We start from the raw sequence: 23,723 nt of genomic DNA on the forward strand, positions 1-23,723 counted from the left end.
AGAAAAGATCAACTAAAAAGAATTATTATGCATCTCAAATTCAAATTTGCTATTGCCCTGATTACTGGAGCAGCATTGATTTTATTCAAGCGTCATACAGAAAAAGTTAAACATAAAGAACAGGAAAAGAAAGCCAAAAATAAATCAAAAGGTAAACAACAAAATAAACCCATCGGTTATCGGCCATTTAAAGATCTGGCTACGGAAATTAATCCAGATATTGTTGCCTTGCAGCATGCTGATCCGCAGGTGGTCATCGACAACAAACATGCCCAAGTGATAAATTCACCTCAGCATGTACCCTACCATCAAAAAGGAAATCGGCATCACTAAGCGGCGTGTAGTCAATGTTCCTTGTCAATGAGGTCACTGGCCGAATTCGTCAGAAAGAACACCTGGAAGGGCTTAACTTCTGATCCGCTCTTTCACATGCCTTATAGGGATAAATACCCATTTTGTTTAAAAAAATACGGTCAATACAGAAAAGGCATATGGTTTGCATTTAGTTTTCAAATTAAAAATTAAATTGTAGGACATTAATTCGTTAGGGTCTTAAACGTATATGGAAGAAAAAAACACGTATATTGATAAATCAAAACATACCATTCATAATTCGAGCAATGATCTCGATCTTTATCTTAAAGCCTTAAATTCCGCCTATTCAGGCATTATTATTACAGATAATATGCAATACGACAATCCGATTATCTATTGCAACAAAGCATTTGAAACTATCAGTGGCTATTCGCACAACGAGATTATTGGGCATAATTGCCGTTTTTTGCAGGCTCAGGATCGTTCACAGCCGCAACGCCAGCTTTTAAAAGAAAGTATCCAGCGGGGTGAAGAATGTAAAGTCGAAATTCGTAATTACCGCAAGGATGGTACACTTTTTTGGAATGAGCTTTTTATATCTCCAGTTAAAAACGAAGCGGGACAGGTAACCCATTTTATAGGTGTACAAAATGATATAACGGCGCGCAAGAAAGCCGAGTACGACCTTAGGGAAGAGAAAGCGCATGTCGAACTTAAAATACAGGAACGAACAAAAGAATTACAGGAAAAGGAAATTTTTCTCTCCAGTATCATTGAAACTGTCCGGGAGAGTTTATTGGTATTAGATGCCAATTATATCGTGTTGAGTGCGAATAAACATTTTTTAAATTCTTTTAAGGTTTCCTCCGAAGAAACGTTAGGAAAACCTCTCTTTGAACTTGGGATGCAACAGTGGAATATCAAATCTTTGAAAGAGCTCCTGACCCAGATTCTACCAACCAACAATCCTGTTATTGATTACGAGGTCGACAATATATTTCCCCATATAGGCCGTAAAGTGATGCTATTAAATGCTTATCGCATTGAATTTGAAGGGCATTACAAAGATCGCATATTGATTGCTTTCGAAGATATTACGGAGAAAAAAGAGCAAGACCAGCGAAAAGACGATTTTTTGTCCATTGCTAGCCATGAGCTCAAGACGCCCCTAACGACGATTAAAGGTTTGGTTCAAATTTTACAGCGCATGAGCCCAGATCATTCGAATGACAAGTTTGTGAGCACGCTCGATAAGATGTCGGCCTATGTCGATCGCTTGAATCTCTTAATCACTAAACTGTTGGATACATCAAAAATACAGTCCGGTCATATTGAATTGCATATGGAGCCATTTGATATTGATCAGACAATTCGCGAGGCAATTGATAATATTACGCTCGCTGTGCCCGGTTATGAAATCCAGCTATCAGGTGCTACAGGCGCCATTGTCCACGGGGACGAGCTACAGATCATCCAAGTAGTTAATAACCTATTATCCAATGCTATTAAATACTCACCCGATTCAAATAAGGTGGAAGTAAGGATGCACAAAGTTGCCAATTTTGTAAAAATCTCCATAAGAGATTACGGCATGGGTATCAATTATCAGGACAGACTGAAAATATTCGAACGATTCTTCAGGGCTAGCCATATACAGAAAAAATTTCCCGGATTAGGGATCGGGCTCTATGTATCGCATGAGATTATTGCCAATCATAATGGAACGCTATGGGTAGAAAGTGAACCCGGAGAAGGGTCTACATTTAATTTCACATTACCAATTACAAATAACGACGAAAGCCATGGAGCGTAGAAAAATAATGATCTGTGATGACGATCAAGGAATAGTAGAGATGCTTGAGCTATTTCTCGAATTAGAAGGATTTAATGTTATATGCGAGATCAACAGTACCAACCTGATTAAACAGCTCACGACGCACCGGCCAGATCTCTTGTTATTGGACCTATGGATGCCGTTGCTATCGGGTGATCAGGTCATAAAAATTATCCGAAATACGCCTGAAGTGAAAGACTTGCCAGTTCTTATCCTTTCCGCGAGTGTCGATGGAGCTGTCATTGCAGACGATTTAGGTGCCAATGGATTTATTGCTAAACCTTTTGATCTGGATGAGATTACTTCCAAAATCAATACAATATTAAGTAATTAACAGGATTATTCGAATGGACTAGTGGGCAATGCTTTGCTTCGTACGATGACAAGGCATTGCCGACAGTCCAACAAAAATAGGGCTGATTCCCCTATTCAACCTTGATGCGAATATCCCCCGAAATAAGCCCCTTACTTTTTGCTTTTACGACAATTTGGCCTTTGTTTTTACTTGAGACAATAACCAACGCTTTACCATGAAATGCCCGTCGCGATGTCGACTGAAAACGCGTATGATCTATTGTATCCCCATTATCCGTCGCCACAATTTTTGCCCCATCTCCCTCCACCTCAAAATCAATTTTATTTGCTGCATCGGGAACAAGGGTGCCAAACTCGTCCACAACATAGGCATGTACAAAAGAAAGTTCATTTGTCGCGACACTAAGTGAGTCGTTTTCTGCAATCAGTGCTATCCGCTGTTCCTTTTTTGCTGTACGGATTATTTTACTTAACACTCTTTTGTCCTGCTGATAAGAGATAACCTCAAGCGTGCCGGGTTCGAATGCTATACCCTTAAAAACGAGTTCGTAACGGTCGGAATCTTTTTTCTTATTGCCTATCTTTTTGCCATTGAGATAAAGTTCTACCCGGTCTGCTTGGTTAAAGTAAACCACCACATCTATTTTATCTCCTTTTTTCCAATTCCAATGAGGCAATACATGTAGGACAGGCTTCGATGTCCATACGCTTTGGTACAAATAGTATATATCCTTCGGGAAGCCTGCTAAGTCCACAATTCCAAAGTACGAACTTCTTGCTGGCCAAGTATAAGGTGTGGGTTCACCAAGGTAATCAAATCCCGTCCATACATACATGCCCGCGATATGATCGTACTTTTCCATTAACCTCAAACTCGTCTGATGGTCTGACCCCCAAGGGGTAAATACATGGTCATAAGCCGATATACTCTTATCCTTGTTGCCTCCATCGAAAGGGATATCCCATCTTTCGGGCCACATGCGAACGGAATCATAAGGAATCAAATCATACTGTCCACGACTTTCCAATGCAGAGGTACTTTCCGTTACGATGAACTTTTTGCCAGGATGATCCTCTGGAAAACTTGCCCATTTTTTATGGTTGTAGTTATAGCCTATCAGATCCACTGCAGAACTCATCAGCACCGGATTCGCTTTGGAAAGTTCATTGTTTGCAATGGTAGTCGGACGGGTTCCATCCAAGCTGTCGACGATCGAGGCCAGAGCGATTGGAATAGCTGTTCCATCCGGTTTTGAATGCCACTGTTCTTGCGCTTCATTACCCAGGCACCAGATAAACAGCGACGGATGATTACGGTCGCGTTTAACATGGTCCACAAAATCCCGTTTGTACCATTGATCCCAATATAAATGATAGTCATACGGGTTTTTGTGCCCCTTCCAAACGTCAAATGTTTCGCTCATCACCACAAAACCCAAGCTATCACAGAGATCCAAAAATGCCGGTGCTGCAGGGTTGTGTGATGTACGTATCCCATTGACACCCATTGCTTTCATGGATCGTAGTTGACGTAATGCTGCAGAACGGTTGAATGCCATACCCAGTGCACCGAGATCACTGTGTAGACACACACCTCGGATTTTAAGACGCTTCCCGTTTAGCGTAAAACCCTGTTGAGGATCAAAGTTAAAATTACGTAAACCAAATTTGTTATTCTGTTCATCCAGCACCTGGCCATCCGCAATCAACTGTACGCGTGCCGTATACTGCCGCGGCGTTTCAATACTCCACAAAATAGGATTGTCAATGGATATTTGCTGCTGGATGTGGTGAAGCCCCGTTTTTAATTTTGACAAAATCGTATGTTCACTTGCAATAGACAGGCCGTCTGGCGAAAGCAATTGTGTCAGTACCGTGATCGTTTTTGCTTCCTTAAGGGTCTGTTCAATTTCCAGCGACAGGTTTACGACGGCGTGCTTTTCATTGAGCTGTGAGGCTCTTATAAAGGTACTGTTGCTGGCTACGCTAATCGGATTTCGGACAACTAATTTTACATCCCGATAAATCCCGGAACCTGAATAGAAACGCGAGTTGGGCTGGTTGTTGTTATTTACTTTGACCGAAAGCAGGTTCTCCCTGCCATCCTGGAACAGATAGCGTGACATTTCATATTCGAATCCGATATAACCGTTGGGTCTTTTGCCTAAGAAATGCCCATTGATCCATACTTCACTATTTTCATACACCCCTTCAAATGCAATAAATATCCGTTGTCCCCTTTCAGCCTTAGGCAGCTTAAATGATTTTTGGTACCAGCCAATTCCACCATCGAGGTAAGCCCCGCCGCTAGCCGCAGGGCTGCTTGCGCTGAATGGCATTTCAATGCTCCAGTCGTGCGGTAGGTCGACGTAGCGCCAGCCTTCTCCACTTCGGTCATCGGTATATTGTTGGCTACTGTCCAGTTTAAACCACCAGCCCGGATTAAAATTAATAACCTGTCTGGATTGCCCGATGGAAGAGCCTGTTGTTACCAATGTTAGGAACAGCAGGCCCATTATTTGGCAATATCCTTTATAAAATAGTCGTTTCCACATAAATTTATCTCCCGTTGTAGGCACCAAATTTGATCAATCATATAGTCATTTGTCTCATGCATATTTACTTACATGGACCTATCCTGATGGTGATAGATCGTACAAATGGTATGTATTGAATAAGCTTTAGGTAAATAGTCAGGATCAATTATCTTATTTATCGTTATTGGTTTCCGCTCCATTTTCAGTCAAACTCTCCTTATAGGCTTTACTGATAAAATTGAAGGTCAGCATGGCGGCACCGTCATTCGACAGCACCGGATCCCGTAGTACCGCCAGTTGCATGGTATTTTGCGTCAGCGACATAATACGTACATCTCCCCAGTCGACGACGATCCCATCTTGCGGCTTTCCGTGCAAAGGTGAAGCCCCTGTCATACGCATGGTTTTCTTTTCGGTATCAATATTAAAAGTCCCTTTCTGAACTTTACCCAACATCGCGTGCTTCACGTTGACGTTTGCCCCGCCTTTCAGGTCGAAAGTCATGCTACCATAGTCACCCGCGGGCATAAGCCAGCTGTTGCTTTTCCAATCGGGCTCCCAGCTCCAGCTGTCACTATTGAGCGGCTCACCGGTTTTGTTTATCGTTCCCCACCAGTCTCCTGTGCCGTAAAAATATAGGGGGCCTTTAAAGTAGCGGGAGATGCCATCTGCGTCTAGATCCAGATACCATGTTTTCTCCTCTCCTGCGCCACCCGTCAGCAAAGTCCAGGTCTCGTCGCTGATAAATTCGGCATACATCTGATCGATTTTAAATGACACCGGCTCTCCGTAGACAATTCCCCCTCGGGTTTCGACGCCAAACTTGATCGTGTATTCCCCGGGAAAAGGCATTTTCAGCGTTACCTTTTTTTCCTGGCTGCGTCCCTGTGGATGTTCCCATAAAGGCGTATATTTGGGATCCATTAAACTGGTTAAATACACAATATTGGGATTATTAGCATCATGTTCAACGGTAAAAGCTTTTCCCTTCTCCAACTGTGTCGATGTGACATCGATGTCACCCAGTGTATAGTTCTCCGGAGTGCAGGCTCCAAAGAGTACCATCGCCGCAAAGAAGCAGATGATAACTGTTAGTATCTTTTTCATTTTTATCAATTTATTATAGTTAAACCAATAGTCCATTGTACGGTGTTTACGCTTAATTCCATCCAGCATTCTGTTTCAATATACCGTTGGAAAGGGTGATCTGCTTGTTTGGAATTTGCATAAAGCCTCTTGTTGTCAAAAAACGCTCTCGGTTTACAATAACTTTCTCAGGCACCGAACCACTAAGCACATCTTCTGATGTTTGTAGCGTGGTTGCTGCCATATCCAGCCCTTGTCTCAGCACGTCCCAATAGCGGATACCTTCAAATGCAAACTCAAATTTTCTTTCCTTTAGAATATTGCTTTTTGATACGGGCAGCGCTACAAAATTGGTTTTATAAGCCCTTTTCCGCACCTCGTCAAAATATTTTTGGGCATTTACGGAACCCAGTTCGGCTGCCATCAACAGGACATCGGCATAGCGGATCACAAAGTAATCCTGATCCTGTGATAATTGCATATCCTTATCCCCACCCGTATTCGTGGTGCCATCCGGCAATGCGGTGGGTGCATATTTTTTTACGGCGTATCCCGTGTATTCGCGCTGATCTTTGAGGTCAAAACCCGTTATTTTTTCGCCCTCGATATCAATGATGGACGCCGTCTTACGTGTGTCGTTATTGTCAAGCTCATTGAAGAAGTTTTTACTTACTGTGCATACACCCCATCCCTGTCCATAGGGCGACCAATTTTTGCCCCGCAGGCCTAGAAATACTACCCAGCGATTACCATCGACATACCCGCTGTAGTTAGAGGTATTGTTAAATTTCTGCGCAAATACAACCTCAGAATTTCCCTTGCCGGCATATTTGGAAATATCTAGTGTATTGTTGCTGGCATTTGGAATATAACTTGCTGCTGGCCATAGATTCTTAAAATCTGCCACCAGGGCAAACTGTCCGCTGCTGATCACGTCTTCCAACCCCGTCAGGGCTTCTGCTCTGGATACGCCGATGTCCTCGCTGCCGTAGTATCCCGAATAAAAGAGATAAACACGGGCCAAGAGCGCTTTTGCAGCAAATGTCGTAGCCCGACCGTCATTGGTGGCGGCTGCCGATTTCGGATAAGCTGTCTCCGGAATGTTCGCAGCCGCAAATTTGAGGTCCGAAACAATCAATTGATAAATCGCTTTAGGATCCGATTGTGGAATATTCTCGTTGGTCGGACTCGTTAACAAAGGTATTCTTTCGAAAAGGCGTACAAGATCAAAGTACATTAAGGCACGTAGGAATCTGGTTTCACCTTCAATTCGCGCGCGGGCGGTTGTGCTTCCCGAGAAGTCGGTGCCATCCAATTTCCCTAGTAGCGTATTGCATCTAAAAATACCGGCATAGTAATCTGACCAGGTGCCGTCAAAGATATTATTGTCCGATTGGGATTGTGCAATATCAAAACGGTCTATTGCTTGAAACCCTCGGCCGTCTGTTGTCCCCCCACCGCCAAAACAGTTGTCCGAGGCGATCTCCGACGTGATATAAAAGGCTTGGCTGCCGTTGGACGTCGTCCTTTGATAACCGTCATAGCAGCCGACTAAAGCCATTTCAGCATCGGCCACTGTTTTATAAAAATTGCTCTCCAAAACGCTTGTCATCGGTTCGACATCTAAAAAATTGGAAGAACATGACCCTAATAATAAGGATCCCAATAACATGGAATGATAGATATAGCTCGTTTTTTTCATGATTTCTTGATTTAGAATTTAACATTTAGGCCAAATAGAACTGTCCGGGGTCTTGGGTAATAGCCCAGATCAATGCCCGATACCCAGCCGTCCGTACCATAGCCAATCTCGGGATCCATACCGTCGTATTTGGTGAATGTGAGCAGATTTTGTCCTTGTACATAGAAACGGATCTGATTGCCATACTTCCACTTGATAAGTTTGGAAAGATCATAGCCTAAGGTAACATTGCTGATCCGCAGAAAATCCCCGTCCTGAACATAAAGGTCTGAAAACTGCCAGTTGACGTTCGTTTCGGTGACACGCGGGATGCTGTTGGAAGTACCTTCCCCGGTCCATCGATCTAGTATTCTCGTTGTATAGTTTGCCTGTTTATTGGTATGATTACGGTAGGACTGTACAATCTTGTTCCCGAGGGAACCATAGGCGTTCACCGATAAATCAAAACCTTTATAATCTAGACCAATATTAAAACCATAGGTAAAATCAGGCATGCCTACTCCCAGATTTGTTTTGTCTGAGGCATTGATAATGCCATCGTTGTTTTGATCTACATATTTTACGTCGCCAGGCTTTACATCCGCTTGCAGGATACCTTTTCCAGCTGCTCGCCAAGCATCAATTTCGGATTGATTTTGGAATAGACCGTCGGTCTTATATCCCCAGAAGTAACCAATGGGCAGGCCATTTTCAGCACGATAGAATTCCTCTGAATTATCGTACAACATGGCCGTCTGTCCGTGAATAATGCCGTCTTCGGTAGGGATCTGGCCAACTTTATTTTTGTTGTAGGCTCCGTTTACCCCCACCCGGTACTTGAGTTCATTGATCTTGTCAGCCCAATTCAGCCCAAGCTCCACACCTGTATTCTTTACATCACCCCCATTGATAAATGGAGGCAGTGTTCCTGTCGTTGCCAAGACTGGAGCTGTAACCAACCAATTTTTAGTCTTTTTGACATAAAAGTCGGCAACCACATCCAGGCGGTTATTCGCAAATTTGGCATCAAACCCAATATTGGTTTGCTCGGAGGTTTCCCAGGTCAAATTTGGATTGGACAAACGGCTTGGATAGGCGCCAGCAATATTGTTGTTGCTTGTTCCGAAGACATAATGCGCTCCGGGGTTGGATGAGGTGATACCTGTTGAGGTACTAATGGGCGCTGCATATTGGAAATCAGCAATATCCTGGTTGCCCACCTGTCCCCATGAAGCACGCAGTTTGAAGAAGTTTACGCCAGCTAAATTCTCCTTAAAGAAATCTTCCGAAGAAATGACCCAGCCAGCCGACACCGAAGGGAAATACCCCCAGCGGTTGCTACGTGAAAATTTGGAGGACCCATCTGCCCGTATTGTCGCATTCAGTAGGTACTTTTCCTTGTAATTGTAACCCAGTCTTCCGAAATATGAAACCCTTCGGGAGATATTTTCAGGCTTTCCCGAGACCGTCCTGGTCTCCACGACATTACCCTTTTCATCCAAATGCGCCTGCCCTGTGGTGTTGTCAAGGTAAGCATGCGCAAAATCGTTAAACTGGGAAAGCAAGTTCCAGTTGGATCCTGACAGATAGGTTCCCTGATAACGTAACGACTCCATACCCAGCATGGCCGAAAAGCGATGGTCTGTGTTGATATCAAAGTCATAGGATGCGGTATTTGTCCAGGTAAGCGTATGCCCCTTGCTCATATTCTGCGAGGTAGTCGTATGATCCTGGTTGTAGGTATAAATCGAAAAGCGGTACAAAGGCGTGAAACTCCGATATTCTGAGGCATAATAGTTGAACCCCAATAGCGAGCGGACTTTTAACCCCTTGATCGGTTCGATCTCTGCAAAAATATCGGCTAGCAATTTCTGACCATCGTTATTGTTATTCGAATTGGTCATCATGACACCATATGGATTACTGTCCCCATTATACCAGGGCGAGTTGGAGGTGTCATTGAAAGGACTGCCATATAGGCCATTGTCCGAATAGACCGGTGACAAGGGCGACGTGGCAAATGCGCCGCGTAGCGTATTGTTGTATTGATTGCCGACACCAATACCCCGATTTTTTATATAGTTAAAGTTGAGGTGCTGGCCGATTTTTACAAAATTATCAAAGAGTTTATGCTCCGAGTTTGTTCGAAAACCATAACGCTGGTAATTGGACACCTCTTTACCACCTGCTATTCCTTCTTGACCAATATAGTTCATCGACAAGGCATAGGTGGATTTTTCCGATCCGCCCGTAAGCGCCACGTTGTAATTGTCCATTTTTGCATTGTCCTTGAACATGTAATCCAGCCATCTTGTGTTAGCTAAGCCTTCCATACCATCAAAATTGATCGGCGACGCACCCGAATTCAGCGATTGCTCATTCATGATCAGCTTGTATTGATTTGCATCCAATAACTTCGCTTTGCGCGAAACATTCTGAATGCCTGTATAGCCATCGAACGAAAGTACATTTTTACCTGCGGCCCCCATCTTTGTGGTGACGAGGACAACCCCATTTGCTGCCTGCGATCCATAGATGGCTGCGGAGGCGGCATCTTTTAAAACATCAATGGATTGGATATCGGCGGCATTCAAGACCGAAATATCGCCACCGGGGACGCCATCAATGACATATAGAGGACCGGAATTGCCGATTGTTCCCAGTCCGCGGACGACGACCTTCATATCTGCTCCTGGCTGACCGGAAGTGGAGGTGATGGATACCCCCGGCGCTTGCCCCTGAAGCGATTGCAGGGGGTTCAACTGATTGCGTTTCTGCAGTTCTTCACCCTCTACCTTCAAATTGGCTCCTGTATTCAATTTTTTCTTTTGCACACCGTAGCCAATGACAACTACTTCTTCGAGATCGGAAGCTTGTGGTTGTAGACGGATCACCATATTGGGACCGGTCACTGTAATTTCCTCGGTTTTATACCCCACATAAGAGACCGTTAAAATTGTTCCAGTACCGACCGTCAATGAAAATTTGCCCGATTCATCGCTACTTGTTGAAATCTTCTGATTCTTTACTTTGATACTCGCTCCCCCGATTGGCAAGCCTGAATCAGCCGAAACAACCGATCCTGTGAAGGATTGTGCCCAGACCAAAGAGGTCACGCTGGTCATGACCACGACGGCCACGCCCCTGCTCAACAATTGTTTGCTTATCATACGTCTTGATTTATAAGTTGGTTTTTTATTTATTTTAATTTGATCTGTACAGCTTTACCCGTATAGGATACTGCTGTTGATTTTTTTGATGGTACATCCAGCCCGACTACATTCTTGTCACTGACAAAAATGATATTAAACTTCCTTTTGGTCAGCATCCCGTCGAAATCACCTTTACGTTCTTGCAGGGACAGCGTTTTTGTCGTGTTGTCATAGTTGAAATCTATGCGGCTATATTTCCCTTTTTCATAATTATAATTGTTTCCTTCGTCTTCATAAAGTGAAAAATGACCATCTGCTCCATCGTAGACATAAAGGTCCAGTATATCCTGTTTTTTCTCTGTTGTATACTGCATGACCGACCCAATGGGTAGTATTGCGCCCGCTCTGACATAGACTGGCATGCGTTCATAAGGTGCTGCAACAATCAGGTCCTGATCTCCTTCGATCTGCTTGCCATGATATAGATCATACCAGGTCGTACCCTTCGGGAAATGTACTTTGCGGGATATCGCTCCTTTTTCGGTGACTGGATTGACCAGTAAGGATGGCCCCCAGAGGTATTGATCGTTGCTGTTAAAGCCGTTTTTGTCCCGTGGAAAATCCATGGCGAGCCCACGTATCATCGAATAATCTTCAAAAAATGTTTTTGCCGCAAGACTGTAGTTGTAGGATAGCAATTTATAACGCAGGTTGATTGCATAAGTCATGCTTTTATAAGCAGGGTGATCCGAGGGAGCAATATTGTACGGTTCCCGATATGGAAACTGTCCGTGGGCCCTAAATAAAGGTAAGAATGCGCCGTATTGGTACCATCGGCTATTGAGTTCGCGCCACTCTTCCAGATCAGTTGCATTCGGTTTGTGAAATCTGTTTTCGACCAAAAAGCCGCCTGCATCCATTGTCCAATAGGGCGTGCCTGACATCGAGAAATTTATCCCCCCAGCGATCTGATCTTTCATATCATGCCATCTGGAGGCAATATCACCGCTCCAGGCTGCCGCAGCATAGCGTTGTTGTCCGGCAAAAAAGGATCGTGTCAAAATAAAAACCCTTTTATTGGGGTCTGTCACACGCTGCCCCTCATAGATACCCTTGGCATTTTGCAAAGGGAATGCATTGTAGTAGCGAACAGATGATCCTATACTGGGTTGAAAGACCGATTTGCGTTCATCTAAATCGATATTGGAATGGATGTCCGGCTCACTGGCATCCATCCACCAGGCGTCAATTCCAATTTTGAAGAGGTTATCGTCCAACAACTTCCAAAATCCATCGCGCGCTCCTTTATTAAAAGGATCATAAAAAGTAGACGTATACCCTTTTCCTATCCAATCTTTACGGCCATCATAGATATTGCGTGGATAGATCCATTTGTTGGCTTTAAATTCTTGGTATACTGTAGACTCCTCATTGATTTTGGGCCATGCCGAAATCATGATTTTAAAGTGTTGATCATGTAATTTTTTGATCATTGCCTGAGGATCCGGAAAGCGTTTCGGATCAAATTTTTGGCTCCCCCAGTCGTTTTCAGACCAGTAAGACCAATCTTGAACAATATTGTCAATCGGAATTTTACGCTTCCGGAATTCCGCAGCCACCTGTTCAATTTCCTCCTGGGTCTTATAACGTTCCCTGCTCTGCCAGAACCCAAAGCTCCAAAGTGGCATAATAGGTGCCTTACCGGACAATTGGCGATAGCCCGAAATGACTTCGTCCATCGATGTACCCCGAACAAAGTAATAGTCAATGGCATCACCAGCTTCCGAATTAAAAGAGAATATATTTTCACGCGCTGCGGGAATAGGGCTCTGCCAGTTTAAGGTAAAATAAGATTCACCGCCATCAGGTATCCATTCCATTCGGATTTGCTGCGGCTGGTCTTTGCTCATATTCCTTTCGATTTCAAAAGTACCTGCATTCCAGGATTGCCGCCAGCGGTCGGCTACAAGTTCACCGTCTATCCAGACTTTCATATAACCTGAATATTTGAAATGCAGCACATGCTTGCCTGTATAGGGCGAAGCAAGGCTGCCCTCGTAGATGACTTTACTGTCAGCCAGCTTTATCCCCGTTGGAAACTTGTGCTGATCCGTTAGATAACCATAATCGATGATCGATTCCGGTCGGGATACGAACACTTCGTCGGCCTGGTTCCGATTTACATAGGTCGCGGTAAGCCAGCCCGGTTCACCTTCTTTTGACAGAAGCTTGAAGGCATTTAAGGGCAGCAATGGCCTGACGTCACCCGCCTTTGTAATGGAGTAATTGTGCCATAAGATCCCGTAGTTATTGGTTGATAGCAAAAAAGGGATCCCGATTTCCGTATTGTATTGCAGCAAAGAAACTTGCTTCCCACGATTATAGTTCATGACGGCATTCTGATGTTGGCCAAGCCCATAAATCCCTTCTTCGGAATTGACGATAAAGTCTTGGTTGATCTGATAAAATGCATCAGCCTGATAACTGTTCGATAAAAAGGAATTTGAATTCCGCTTCGCCTCTTTAAAGATGGATTGCCCCGTGAGATCCAAGAATTCTACTTTGCCACTTACCAAGGAGACGACTGCCTTTATATTTGCTGTTTGCACATTTACCGTCGAATCGCTTGAACTGACAACCAGTGATTTCACTTGCCGACGCAATGAATCAATAATCACCATACTCGTTTGTTTTGGAAAGGTGGCACCAGCCGGAACTGCCGTGACACGCACGATTTTATCCGTTACGACATCCAAATAGACATCTTGATCGATGGAAGTTTCCGAATTTTTGAAGCTGACTTTGATACCAGTTGGTGTTTTTTCATAATGAGCTTTGCTGGCCTGTCCGAGCCCTTGCTGCAGCATTGCGAAGAGCATCAAACCACTTAAAGCATACGTTAAGTTGCGCATTTAAAATAAGATTATTGGTTACTATATTTCCCTTGGTTATTACGTGTCCTTTCCCATCGAAAGAACAAATCAAATATAGGGTGCAACCGGTTGTATAAAGGTTATGATTTGTTAACTTTTAGGGGTTGTTTTGTTAACATACAAAATATAATGCAGGGCATTGATTATACTTAAATGGTAGTTTTACAGCTGTTTACGGTAGAATGAAGGCAAATTACCGAAAGCAGATTTAAAATATTTACTGAATTGCTTGGGATTTCCGAATCCGACTGCATACGCAATTTCGGCCATCGATAATTTTGAGTTTTGAACCAGATGCATAGCACGTTTAAGCCGGATATGACGGATATATTCCATCGGTGAATAGCCTGTAATGGCAAGCACTTTTTTATAAAGTCCTACGCGCGTGATATTCATTCTTTTGGCTAGCAGTTCGACAGAAAGCGACGAGTCACTGATGTCCTGTTCAATTTCCTTTACAAGCGTACGGATAAACTGTTCATCGGCAGACTCGATATCGGGTTGCGTCAGCTGTACGTTAATCTGTTTTTTGTACCGTTTCACCAAGGTCTGCTGCTGACTAAGTATTTGGGCCAATTTAGAACGCAGCAGACTCACATTAAAAGGCTTGTTGATATAATCTGTGGCGCCAGCTTGTAGGGCTTCCAGTTCAGTTTTCTGATTGACGATGGCGGTTATGATAAGTACAGGGATATGGACCAGCTTGGTATGAGCTTTTATATAGCGACACAGATCCAATCCAGTATCGCCGGGCAAGCTAAAATCAGTGATCACCAGATCAACCTGTTGTTTATTTAGAATCAGCTTTGCTTCATTGATACTTTGTACAGAAGTAATTAGATAGGTTGATCTGAGCATTCGCTCAAGGTAGTGAAGAAAGTCAGCATCATCTTCGACCAATAAAATACAAGGTTTATCCCGCGTGCTACTTTCGTTGCTATCGCTGCTCGTCTCCACGCTGTGTATAGGCAACTCCACGTAAAATGTTGTCCGTCCCGCATTGCTGTTCAGTCTGATGTTACCTCCCAGAAACTCTACATAATCCTTGACGATAGAAAGCCCGATACCTGTACCCTGGTTCAGTTTACCATTAGGAACGTCCAGTTGAACATAGCGTTCAAAAACACGGGATTGAAGGGCTTCGGGAATTGTTGTCCCTAGGTTTTGGACTTCAATAGACAATATCTTTGCCATACCTTCTTCACCTATTTTGGCCTTGAATGTCACGATGCCGGATAGTGGGCTAAATTTGATTGCGTTCGACATCAAATTGAAAATAATGCTTTCCAGCTTATTTTTGTCAAACCAGACCGAATACACCTGTGGGGCGAGACTAACCTGCAATATAACTTGGTTGCTCTGTGCCAGTCCTATAAAAGCATCGAGCTGTTCGCGCATAAAACCCATAAGGTCTCCATATTCTTCGCTCAGTTCCAATTCACTTTTTTCCAGCTTTCGGAAGTCCAGGAGCTGATTGACGAGTTTGAGTAGACGGTCTGCATTTTTCTTGATCAAGTTTAAGTCTGCTTTTTTATCCGGATGTTGTTCGCCATCCAACAACTGCTGCGTTGGTGTCAGAATCAAACTGATCGGTGTCCGAAACTCGTGGCTAATATTTGTGAAGAATCGCGTTTTTAAGGCATCCAGTTCTTTGGCTTGTGAGGCCTGTTCCTGCGCCAGGTAGAGTTGATTGCGCGTCTTGGCACGCAGCTTGGTTAAATAAATATACGTCCAAAGTACGACCAATATCAGGCCTCCATATAAAAGGAAGGCCCATGTTGAACGCCAAAGCGGCGGTTGTACGTCGATTGTTAGGAGGAGCACTCCCTCCGACCAGCTATTCGAAGCGATGGCATGCCGGACGTACAACCTATAGGTCCGGCTGTCCAGATTGGTAAAATTGGCGCGCATGGTCCCCGGTTCAAAATCAAACCATTTATCACTTAGGCCACTAAGCTGATATTGGTAGAGACCGTTATGCTGTTGCAGATAATCAAAGGTGGAGAGCTCCAGGGAGATGGCATTCAGGGTGTACGGGAGAGTCAGCTTCTTGAGATTATTTAAGGATTGACCATAAATCACACGACCCGCAAATTCCTCACCTACTGCTACGCGTTTGTTGAATAAGTAGAGATTAGATAAAACCGGCAGTATCAGTTCACTTTTGTCCCTGATTTTTGAAGGATCGATAAAGTTAAATCCTTTTGGCCCGCCGAAAACAAGTCTTCCATCCTGCAATTTTAACGCAGCGTTCTCATTAAATACATTCCCTTGAAGGCCCAGTTCCTGTGTAAAGTTGCGGATAATAAATTTTTGTGCTTGCCCCGTACCGACGACCTCTGACAGTCCTTTATTGGTTGATGCCCAAATATCACCTTGATTATCGACCAGTAAGGCCAGGATCGCATCCTCACTGAGTCCATCTGCTTGTGTCAGGTAGCTAATTTTTTTTTCATCTATCACATGCAATCCCTCTTGTGTCGCTACCCAAATACGCCCTTTTTTATCCTCCTTTATATCATAAATTAAATCGTTACGAAGTTTTAGCGGAGAACTAACGGTGCTGATATAGCTGATCTCATCGTCAGGCGCCAGCAGCGCCAGACCTGTCGCTGTACCGATCCACAGGCGTTTTTTTGAATCCTCAAACAACACCGATATATAATTGCTATTGACAGTTTCACCCCGTCGGGTATGTTTTTTTGCGAAGCGCTGCGTTTTTTTATCAAAAAGATAAAGGCCCGAGCTCAGTGTTCCTACCCAAAAACGATGCTGACTATCTTCATAGATCTCCCATACACTATCGTCGTTTAGTCCTCCGGGAGCCGGATCTCGGTGGAAAACCTGAAAATCTTTGCCATTAAAACGGCACATACCACCTCGATAAGTTCCTATCCAGAGTACATTGTCTGCATCCAAAAATAAGGAGACGATCACATTGCTACTCAGGCTATTTGGGTTAGCCGGATCATGGAGATACTGAGTAAAAGTCTTCTGTTTGGTATCATAATAGAGCAATCCACCCCCATTTGTTCCGATCCAGAGGTTGCCTTTACGATCTTCTACAAACTTATTGACATCATCAAAAGGGAGCGATTTGGGGAGTCCGGGATAATTTTTGATTAGGGAGAACAACAACAAATTGGGATGATAATAGCTGATCCCGCCCTTATATGTTCCGACCCAGATAATTCCTGATTTATCCCGGTATAGCGACGTAATGCTATTGTAAGGCAGGCTCCTTAAGTCATATCTATCATTGCCAATTCGCTGGATGCTATTATTTTTCTTGTCATAGATGTTGATGCCGCCATGATCGGTGCCCAGCCAAAGCTGTCCCTGATCGTCTTGAACAATATTACCCACGAAAGGATTGGACAGTTCTTTTTGTAGATGATGAATTTGTCCGTCTTTGGGATCAAGCCAGTAAACGCCGATCGGAATATCTTTTGAGAAGATCCAGATTGCGCCATCGCGGTCGGTAAAGAGGTTATAATTTATCAGTTTGTTCGGCATTGGCAGCCTGCTGGTCTTTATACTTTGCAGTGACTTTGTATCGATGTTGCCAAGTAGGCCGTTTTCGTAGATTACCCAGATGGTTTGGCCTCTGCCGGGAATTACATCGGTGATTCTGCTGTCCTTGGTCAACTGCGGCACCTTGCGATACGTTTTCTTTAGATAATCGAACAAGATCAGAGAACGATCGCTATACAAAAGTGCAAAGCAATGCTCATCCATAGGCCTGATGGAATAGACATCCATCACAGGTAGCTTTAGGGCAGTCAATATGGAATCTATTTGTTGGATAATGATGCCCGAGTGTTGATCATATACATTCATCCGATTCGCGGTACGAATCCATACATTTCCTTCGGGCCCTTCAAAGAGCCCAGAAATGACATTGCCACTTAGTCCTGTAAGTTTACTGGCTGCATAACGAAAATTTGTAAATTGTACACCATCAAATCTGCTCAAGCCCGATTCGGTACCAAACCAAAGGTAATTATACTTATCCCGGAGTGCACAATTGACGTGATTATGAACCAGGCCTTGGTCAGAAGTTAAGGTTTTAAAAGCATAGCTATTGACCTGGCTCCAAGCCGAAGATTGCCCTAACAAAAGGAGAAAAAAGAGGTGGATATACGCGTATAAAAAAGACTTAAGCTGCTGCATTGGTTATGATCTCCCCAATGATACAAAAAATTGAGCAGATCCAGCAAATCCCAATATGCTTTTTTAATGCGAACAATGCATCTTTATTTAAGATAGCTTATAAAAAAAACATATACCGCAGATAAAAATTTAAGAGCTCTATCATATAAAGACAAGCTTGTTGGCTATATGTTGACAAGCTATGCATCATACAATAAAAATTGCATCATAAATCAATTTATGATGCATTTATTCCGCGCAAACGCTAAAGCAGTATTTTGTGTTCCATCAGATAGGCCAATGCTTCGGTGACTGCCTGTTCGCTGCTTTTGGGGTTAAATCCCAGTTCCGTTCTTGCCTTAGAAATATCGAAATCCTGTTGAAGACCTGAGAACATTGCAATATCTTTTGTCGTGATTATGGGTGGTTTCCCTTTTAACTTCGCTGACAACTGCATCAGTCCAGCAATTCCATAGAGCGCAAACTTGGGCACTGACATTGGAATACGTAAATTGAGCTCAGGGTATAGTTTTTGTGCTATTTTGGTGGTATCAGTAATGCGCATACACTTTTCGTTTGCGAGTATGTAGCGCTCCCCCGATTTCCCTTTCATAGCAGCGAGGTAACAGCCTTCGGCGACGTCTTTGACATCCACCCAATTGAGGGCAATACCGGTGTCGACGGGAATCTGTTTGTTTAATATCAATTTTAGGATATCATAGGAGACATTCAGGGGAAGAGCAGCTTCAGCGCCGATCATGGCGCCGGGCATCACGGAGACCAATTCGATATTCAGTTCTTCCGCCAGTTTGAATGCCAGCTTTTCCCCGTCATTCTTCGAATTGTAATAGGCATCCCTGCGATCCGGGTTGTAACCGTTGGATTCTTTGGTGGGCGTGTGACTATAGTTCAGCGCGGCTATGGAGCTTACATAGACGATTTTTTTGACACCTGCTTCAGCGGCAGCTTCAATAGTATTTCGTGTCCCCTGCATATTCACTTCGTAGATCTCTTTTTGTGGATCTTTCGCCCATAGTTTAAAAGCGGCGCCCACAGCATAGAAGGTTTCGACGCCCTGTAACGCATTTTTAAATGCGGCTTTATCCTCGATGTCTGCCTGAACGACTTCACAGTTTAATCCTTTTAGACTGTCGCTACGGCTGATATTCCGCACCGAGGCGCGTACTTGAAAGCCCTTTCTTATCAGTAATCTGACAAGGTTATTACCTAAATGTCCGTTTGCTCCGGACACCAATACCAAATTTTTAGTTGTCATGTGCGTTGATTTTAAATGTTAAGACAAAGTTCTGCCCTTGCGATTTAAAATCACTTCACAAATGTTACCTAATGATCCGTTTACGGATGCGGCTCAAACTTTTGGGGTTCATGCCCAGAAAAGATGCAATATACTGCATCGGTACGTTATGGAGCAATTCCGGCTGCTCAGCCATCAATTTCAGATAACGTTTTTCAGCTGTAAGTGTAGCCAGTTCCTTTGATCTTTTCTCATTGTAGGATAGCGACAGTTGAAACACATAGATACTGAAATCTTTAAATGCGGGTGATTGTTCCGTTAAAAGATCAAGATTACTTTTGCCGATTCGCAGTAGTTCACATTCTGTGATGCATTCCAGATTTTCATCCGATCGGGTTTGATTATTGAAGTTTACAAAAGAAGTGATAAATCCCGGTGGACAGTTGATATGTGTAGTTACCTCATCGCCTTTATCATTATAATGAAACAATCGGACAAAGCCCGATACAACAAAATACAGATAAGCGGGCACCTTCCCCTCCTCCTCGATGATATGGTTTTTAGGAAACTTTACCGGTTCCAGATAATGTTGGCACAAATCCTTTTCCAGACTTGAAAGTGTGACCCGTTGTGTAATTAGTTCAATAAACTTCGCGTGCATCTCCTACCGATTATTTTTTTTGCAATATAGGGAATAAATCCATGTATCATAACGATGTTTTTTTGGAAGAGAACCACAGCTGATCCAATCTCATTCAGATGAACCTCAAATCAAATTGGATACCTATCCGGCTCCGACTTGAGGTTGTTGCTATCCGTAATGGCCCGCGGCACACGTTAACCTAAAACAGAAAACTGTATTTCAATACGGACTGTAGCCCACGTAACGGAATGGTTTGCCGATTTTCCAGGTTCGCAGTCAAGCTGTAACTGGAGTATAATTTTTTATTGAGGATATTATTAATGTTGAGTTCCAAGCTATGTTTGCTTTTAAGAGGTTTGTACCGAATGGAGGCGTCCAAAAAGCTATTGGTAATGGGATCAAGCGCACTGCTTTGATAAGTGCCATAGCTCCAGGTTCCTTTCACAAAGAGGTAGGTACCAACGACATAAAGTACACCTAGACTATGGGTATTTGAGGTATAGCGGTTGGAATTTTGTTCTTGTTCGCCGCTAACCTTATTCAAAAATCTGCTATAGCTATACTGATAGGTCAATGCCGTATGGGAGATTCCCTTATATTCAAGCCGCGGACTTAAGGTCATCGTAGTACCAGTGGCTGCCGTAAATTGACCATTCAGAAGTTGATTGTATCTATTTTGATTTATACTTGCATTGAACCCCAAATAAATCCCCTCTTTCAATAGGGATTTGGACATACCCAGTGTCAGACTATTGGTCGTTGCCTGATTATCATAGGGAAGCAATTTGCTGATGATCCCCTGTTGTGTTATATCCTGACCGATTAGATAATCATTTTGTGTACGTAAATGCGAAGCTGTTACATTCAGGTAAAATAAACTGATTGGCCGTTCGATGTTATAGCGCAATACATAAGCTTGACTGGAAGTGAAATACAACGGTGCAGCAAAACTTTTTATTTCCCTAAAATTACTCAGGATTGGATTCGGGTAAAGCTGATCGAGGTCCGAATTTTCCTGATTAAAACGGAATGATAACAGGAAGTAATCCCTATTGGGCAGGTAAGCTTGCAGGGAGACAGATGGTGTAAACAACAATTTCTTTGTTGTTGTCGCTGATCCTAGCAGACGATCAGCAATATCCCATCCATTCCAGGTCAGAGGAAAAGCTCCGGAGAAGATAAAATCCTTGTTTTTCCAGTCCAGCTTTACACCAGCAGACATTTGTTGTTGTTTCCAGCGTAAATTGTTGTCGGGAAACCTTTCGTTATCAAATACGGATCCACCTGTGACCAAGTTCAATGCTGAATTCAGCTCCTTATCGAGATAATTCAAACGAGCAAAATATGTCCGTTTTAAGCGTGTATTGTTACGTGTATAGGCGACCTGAATATTTCCATTGGTCTGTGGTAAAGAAACGGCTTGCCCAACAGCATCGTAGGGCTGATTTTCATTTAAATAATTCGACATCACACCGGGAGATACTTCCAGCCGGTCTTTATGCCATTTGCGTTCCAGATCCAGATTAAAGGTGATCAGGTCTTTGTTTTTTAACTTGGGCGTATATTCCATGGATTCGGAAATAAAATTCAGCTGATCCCGGCCCCGTTGATCAAAGCGTGCTTCATCATCCAGCAGCCAGGTATGGTGATGGTGGTTCTCCGCTTTATAATCGATGGTATTTTTAAAATAAAAACGATTGTCATTGCCCTCCAGCGTAAAGCTACTTCGCCCAAAAAAAGGCTTTTTTGTGGTATTATAATAATTATTGTAGGTGACCCCACTGCCATCGGCCAACAGATATCTTTGCGTACCATCACTTATGAGTCGCTCCCTGTCGGCCCACAGATTACCATTGAGGCTGGAGCTCCAGCCCTCGGTCCATTTATAAAACTGATTGGTATTAAAGGCTAAAGACCTGTTGTTGTAATACTTATTTGTCGGTACAGAAGGAGTAGCTGCTGCAATCGGTTCAGTCAGGTTCAATGACGCAATGGATTCCACATCGTTGTTTATGCGTTCTCCTATAGAATTATACTGCAACGTATTCAGGGTTTTATACTTCTTTTTGAAGCTCATGGTATTCCCGTTGATAAAACCATCTATTGGCGCCGCAATACCAATGGTAGCTTCCCCTGACCAGATCATTTTAGCATCTTCGTTCAGAACGAGATTTAATGCGACATCTTCGGAGTTGCTTACCCCCTGTTTGATTTTTTTATGTTCATGATTTTGGACCAGCTCCACGTCTTTTATCGCTTTGGGCTGTATTGTCCTGGTGCCGACGCCATAGCCATTCTGAAAGATATTATCGCCATCCACGTACATGCGGCTGACGGTCTTGCCATTGTGTTTGATGACACCATTCTCGTCCACCTCAATGCCGGGCATGCGTCGCAGCACATCCCCGATATTTCTGTCTTCGGCGGAGACAAAGTTAGTGACTGCGTAACGCGTGGTATCACCGGCTCGACGTACGGCCAACGGTCTGCTCCTGACAGTGACATCCGCCAGCTGAATAGACTTTTTGACCAGCTCAAAGTTCACTTTCTGGTTCTGGTCTTTATATTCCTTCCGGACTTTTTCATAGGAGATATGACTCACCTCGATCCATTGGACCCTGGACATTTCTTCTTTCGTCAGATGAAATGTATACTGGCCCATACTATTGCTTCTGACCGTATGGAGACTACTGTTGGCATAGCCGATTACGATGGTTGCATAAGCTACTGGCTGCTTGTCGCTGCTGACGATACCATCGATTTTCTCCTGTGCGAAAACAAGTGTGGACAGTATGGACAGGCATAGACTGCAAAAGATTTCTTTCATCGGGATTCTTAATTGATGCTACGTTCAGCCGGGTTATTCAGCTGAAATTTTTGTTTGTCTTTTCCAGCTTCCTTCATCAGCGCTTCAGCCTGTTCACGCGTGATTTCCCTTCCGTCCTGTGTCTTGAATTTTACTGTAGCATCGGGCGGTAACTGAGCCATCATCGCTCCTAGTTTGTCCGCTTTGCTGTTTTCAAGTGCTTTGCGATATTTTTCGTAGGGAAGTTCGGGTAATTTGTCGATCTCCATCAGAGGCATCTTGTCTGTGACCTTATCCAGTCCGGCATAACGAAAGCGAACTTCATTGGCCACATCGCTGGCTTCAAGGATGGCACCTGGCAGGCCATGCAGCTTCCAAGGGCCGACCGGAAAAGGGATTTCTTCGGTAAACCAAGCCTCATATTTACGTCCACCGAATTGTCCTGTTGCCTTTATGCAGGCATATCCTCCGATATCTCGTTTTTCTTCGGTGATGGCCCAATCTATTTTATAATTCTTGTTGGGATACACCTTATACAATTGACCGAGCATCGTCACTAAACATGGACTGTCGTCTGTTCCGAAGGGCGTATAAAGATTGACCAGTGCGTCAGACTGATCGACAGCATCCATACTGATATGGAGTGCACCTTGCTCCTGATTTTTTTCCATCGGGGTCATCGAATAGAAGGAACCTCCATTACCGATATATAGGTACATGGAACGTTTAATCAGGTTCTCCTTTTTTGTGCTGTCAGCAATATGTTCAAGATCATATTTAATAAACATATTTACCTGATTGTCTTGGGCAAATAACTTCTGTACGAAGAAAAAAAGACCGATAGTAACGGTCAGTAAAAATTTTGTTGTGCTCATTTTTATTATTTTTATCTTATCAATGCATCAAAAGTAACGGGGCGGAACAGCGCTCTTTATAATCGCTTTGTTAAATACTGTTAACCAGATGCTGGATTGTTAATTACTGTTAAGTAGTGTTATGAACTGTTAGCAAATC

At 43.5% G+C, this 23,723-nt stretch carries 13 protein-coding genes; 3 read left to right on the plus strand and 10 right to left on the minus strand.

Annotation, left to right across the window (positions count from 1 at the left end):
- Window positions 1–27 precede the first annotated feature (27 nt).
- The 3 genes from G6053_RS14495 to G6053_RS14505 all read left to right on the plus strand — a co-directional run bounded on the left by G6053_RS14495 (window position 28) and on the right by G6053_RS14505 (window position 2,483).
- Window positions 28–333, plus strand: a complete 306-nt coding sequence (locus tag G6053_RS14495) for a hypothetical protein (protein ID WP_146191057.1) — start codon at window positions 28–30, stop codon at window positions 331–333.
- Window positions 334–562: 229 nt separating this feature from the next.
- Window positions 563–2,128 (plus strand): PAS domain-containing sensor histidine kinase, encoded by a 1,566-nt coding sequence (locus G6053_RS14500; protein ID WP_165306882.1) that lies wholly within the window; start codon window positions 563–565, stop codon window positions 2,126–2,128.
- Window positions 2,118–2,483 carry a response regulator gene (locus tag G6053_RS14505; protein ID WP_108634169.1) on the plus strand — a complete coding sequence of 122 codons (366 nt, stop codon included), beginning with the start codon at window positions 2,118–2,120 and terminating at the stop codon, window positions 2,481–2,483. Before G6053_RS14500 ends, G6053_RS14505 begins: the two co-directional genes overlap by 11 nt.
- Before the next feature lie 91 nt (window positions 2,484–2,574).
- Here G6053_RS14505 and G6053_RS14510 read toward each other — a convergent pair whose 3' ends face one another.
- From G6053_RS14510 to G6053_RS14555, 10 genes are all read right to left on the minus strand, one after another.
- Window positions 2,575–5,019, minus strand: a complete 2,445-nt coding sequence (locus G6053_RS14510) for a glycoside hydrolase family 2 TIM barrel-domain containing protein (RefSeq protein WP_165306883.1) — start codon at window positions 5,017–5,019, stop codon at window positions 2,575–2,577.
- Between the two features lie 153 nt (window positions 5,020–5,172).
- A complete protein-coding gene (locus G6053_RS14515; protein WP_165306884.1) occupies window positions 5,173–6,108 on the minus strand; it encodes a hypothetical protein in 936 nt (311 codons plus the stop codon).
- Between the two features lie 52 nt (window positions 6,109–6,160).
- Complete coding sequence (locus G6053_RS14520) at window positions 6,161–7,789, minus strand: RagB/SusD family nutrient uptake outer membrane protein (RefSeq protein WP_165306885.1); 1,629 nt, start codon at window positions 7,787–7,789, stop codon at window positions 6,161–6,163.
- An 11-nt stretch (window positions 7,790–7,800) separates the two neighbouring features.
- The gene (locus G6053_RS14525; protein WP_165306886.1) at window positions 7,801–10,938 is read right to left on the minus strand and encodes a TonB-dependent receptor; all 3,138 of its coding nucleotides are present in this window, start codon (window positions 10,936–10,938) and stop codon (window positions 7,801–7,803) included.
- A gap of 29 nt (window positions 10,939–10,967) precedes the next feature.
- Window positions 10,968–13,832, minus strand: a complete 2,865-nt coding sequence (locus tag G6053_RS14530) for a TIM-barrel domain-containing protein (protein ID WP_241255002.1) — start codon at window positions 13,830–13,832, stop codon at window positions 10,968–10,970.
- 183 nt (window positions 13,833–14,015) lie between these two features.
- The gene (locus G6053_RS14535; RefSeq protein ID WP_165306887.1) at window positions 14,016–18,026 is read right to left on the minus strand and encodes a two-component regulator propeller domain-containing protein; all 4,011 of its coding nucleotides are present in this window, start codon (window positions 18,024–18,026) and stop codon (window positions 14,016–14,018) included.
- Window positions 18,027–18,270: 244 nt separating this feature from the next.
- Window positions 18,271–19,281: an NAD-dependent epimerase/dehydratase family protein gene (locus tag G6053_RS14540; RefSeq protein WP_165306888.1), complete on the minus strand. Its 1,011-nt coding sequence runs from the start codon at window positions 19,279–19,281 to the stop codon at window positions 18,271–18,273.
- A gap of 64 nt (window positions 19,282–19,345) precedes the next feature.
- Window positions 19,346–19,921, minus strand: a complete 576-nt coding sequence (locus G6053_RS14545; protein ID WP_108634162.1) for a Crp/Fnr family transcriptional regulator — start codon at window positions 19,919–19,921, stop codon at window positions 19,346–19,348.
- 181 nt (window positions 19,922–20,102) lie between these two features.
- Window positions 20,103–22,730, minus strand: a complete 2,628-nt coding sequence (locus G6053_RS14550) for a hypothetical protein (protein ID WP_165306889.1) — start codon at window positions 22,728–22,730, stop codon at window positions 20,103–20,105.
- Window positions 22,731–22,738: 8 nt separating this feature from the next.
- Window positions 22,739–23,584 carry a GLPGLI family protein gene (locus G6053_RS14555; RefSeq protein ID WP_165306890.1) on the minus strand — a complete coding sequence of 282 codons (846 nt, stop codon included), beginning with the start codon at window positions 23,582–23,584 and terminating at the stop codon, window positions 22,739–22,741.
- Window positions 23,585–23,723: the final 139 nt, after the last annotated feature.

Source organism: Sphingobacterium sp. DR205 (genome assembly GCF_011064245.1).
Classification (GTDB): domain Bacteria; phylum Bacteroidota; class Bacteroidia; order Sphingobacteriales; family Sphingobacteriaceae; genus Sphingobacterium; species Sphingobacterium athyrii.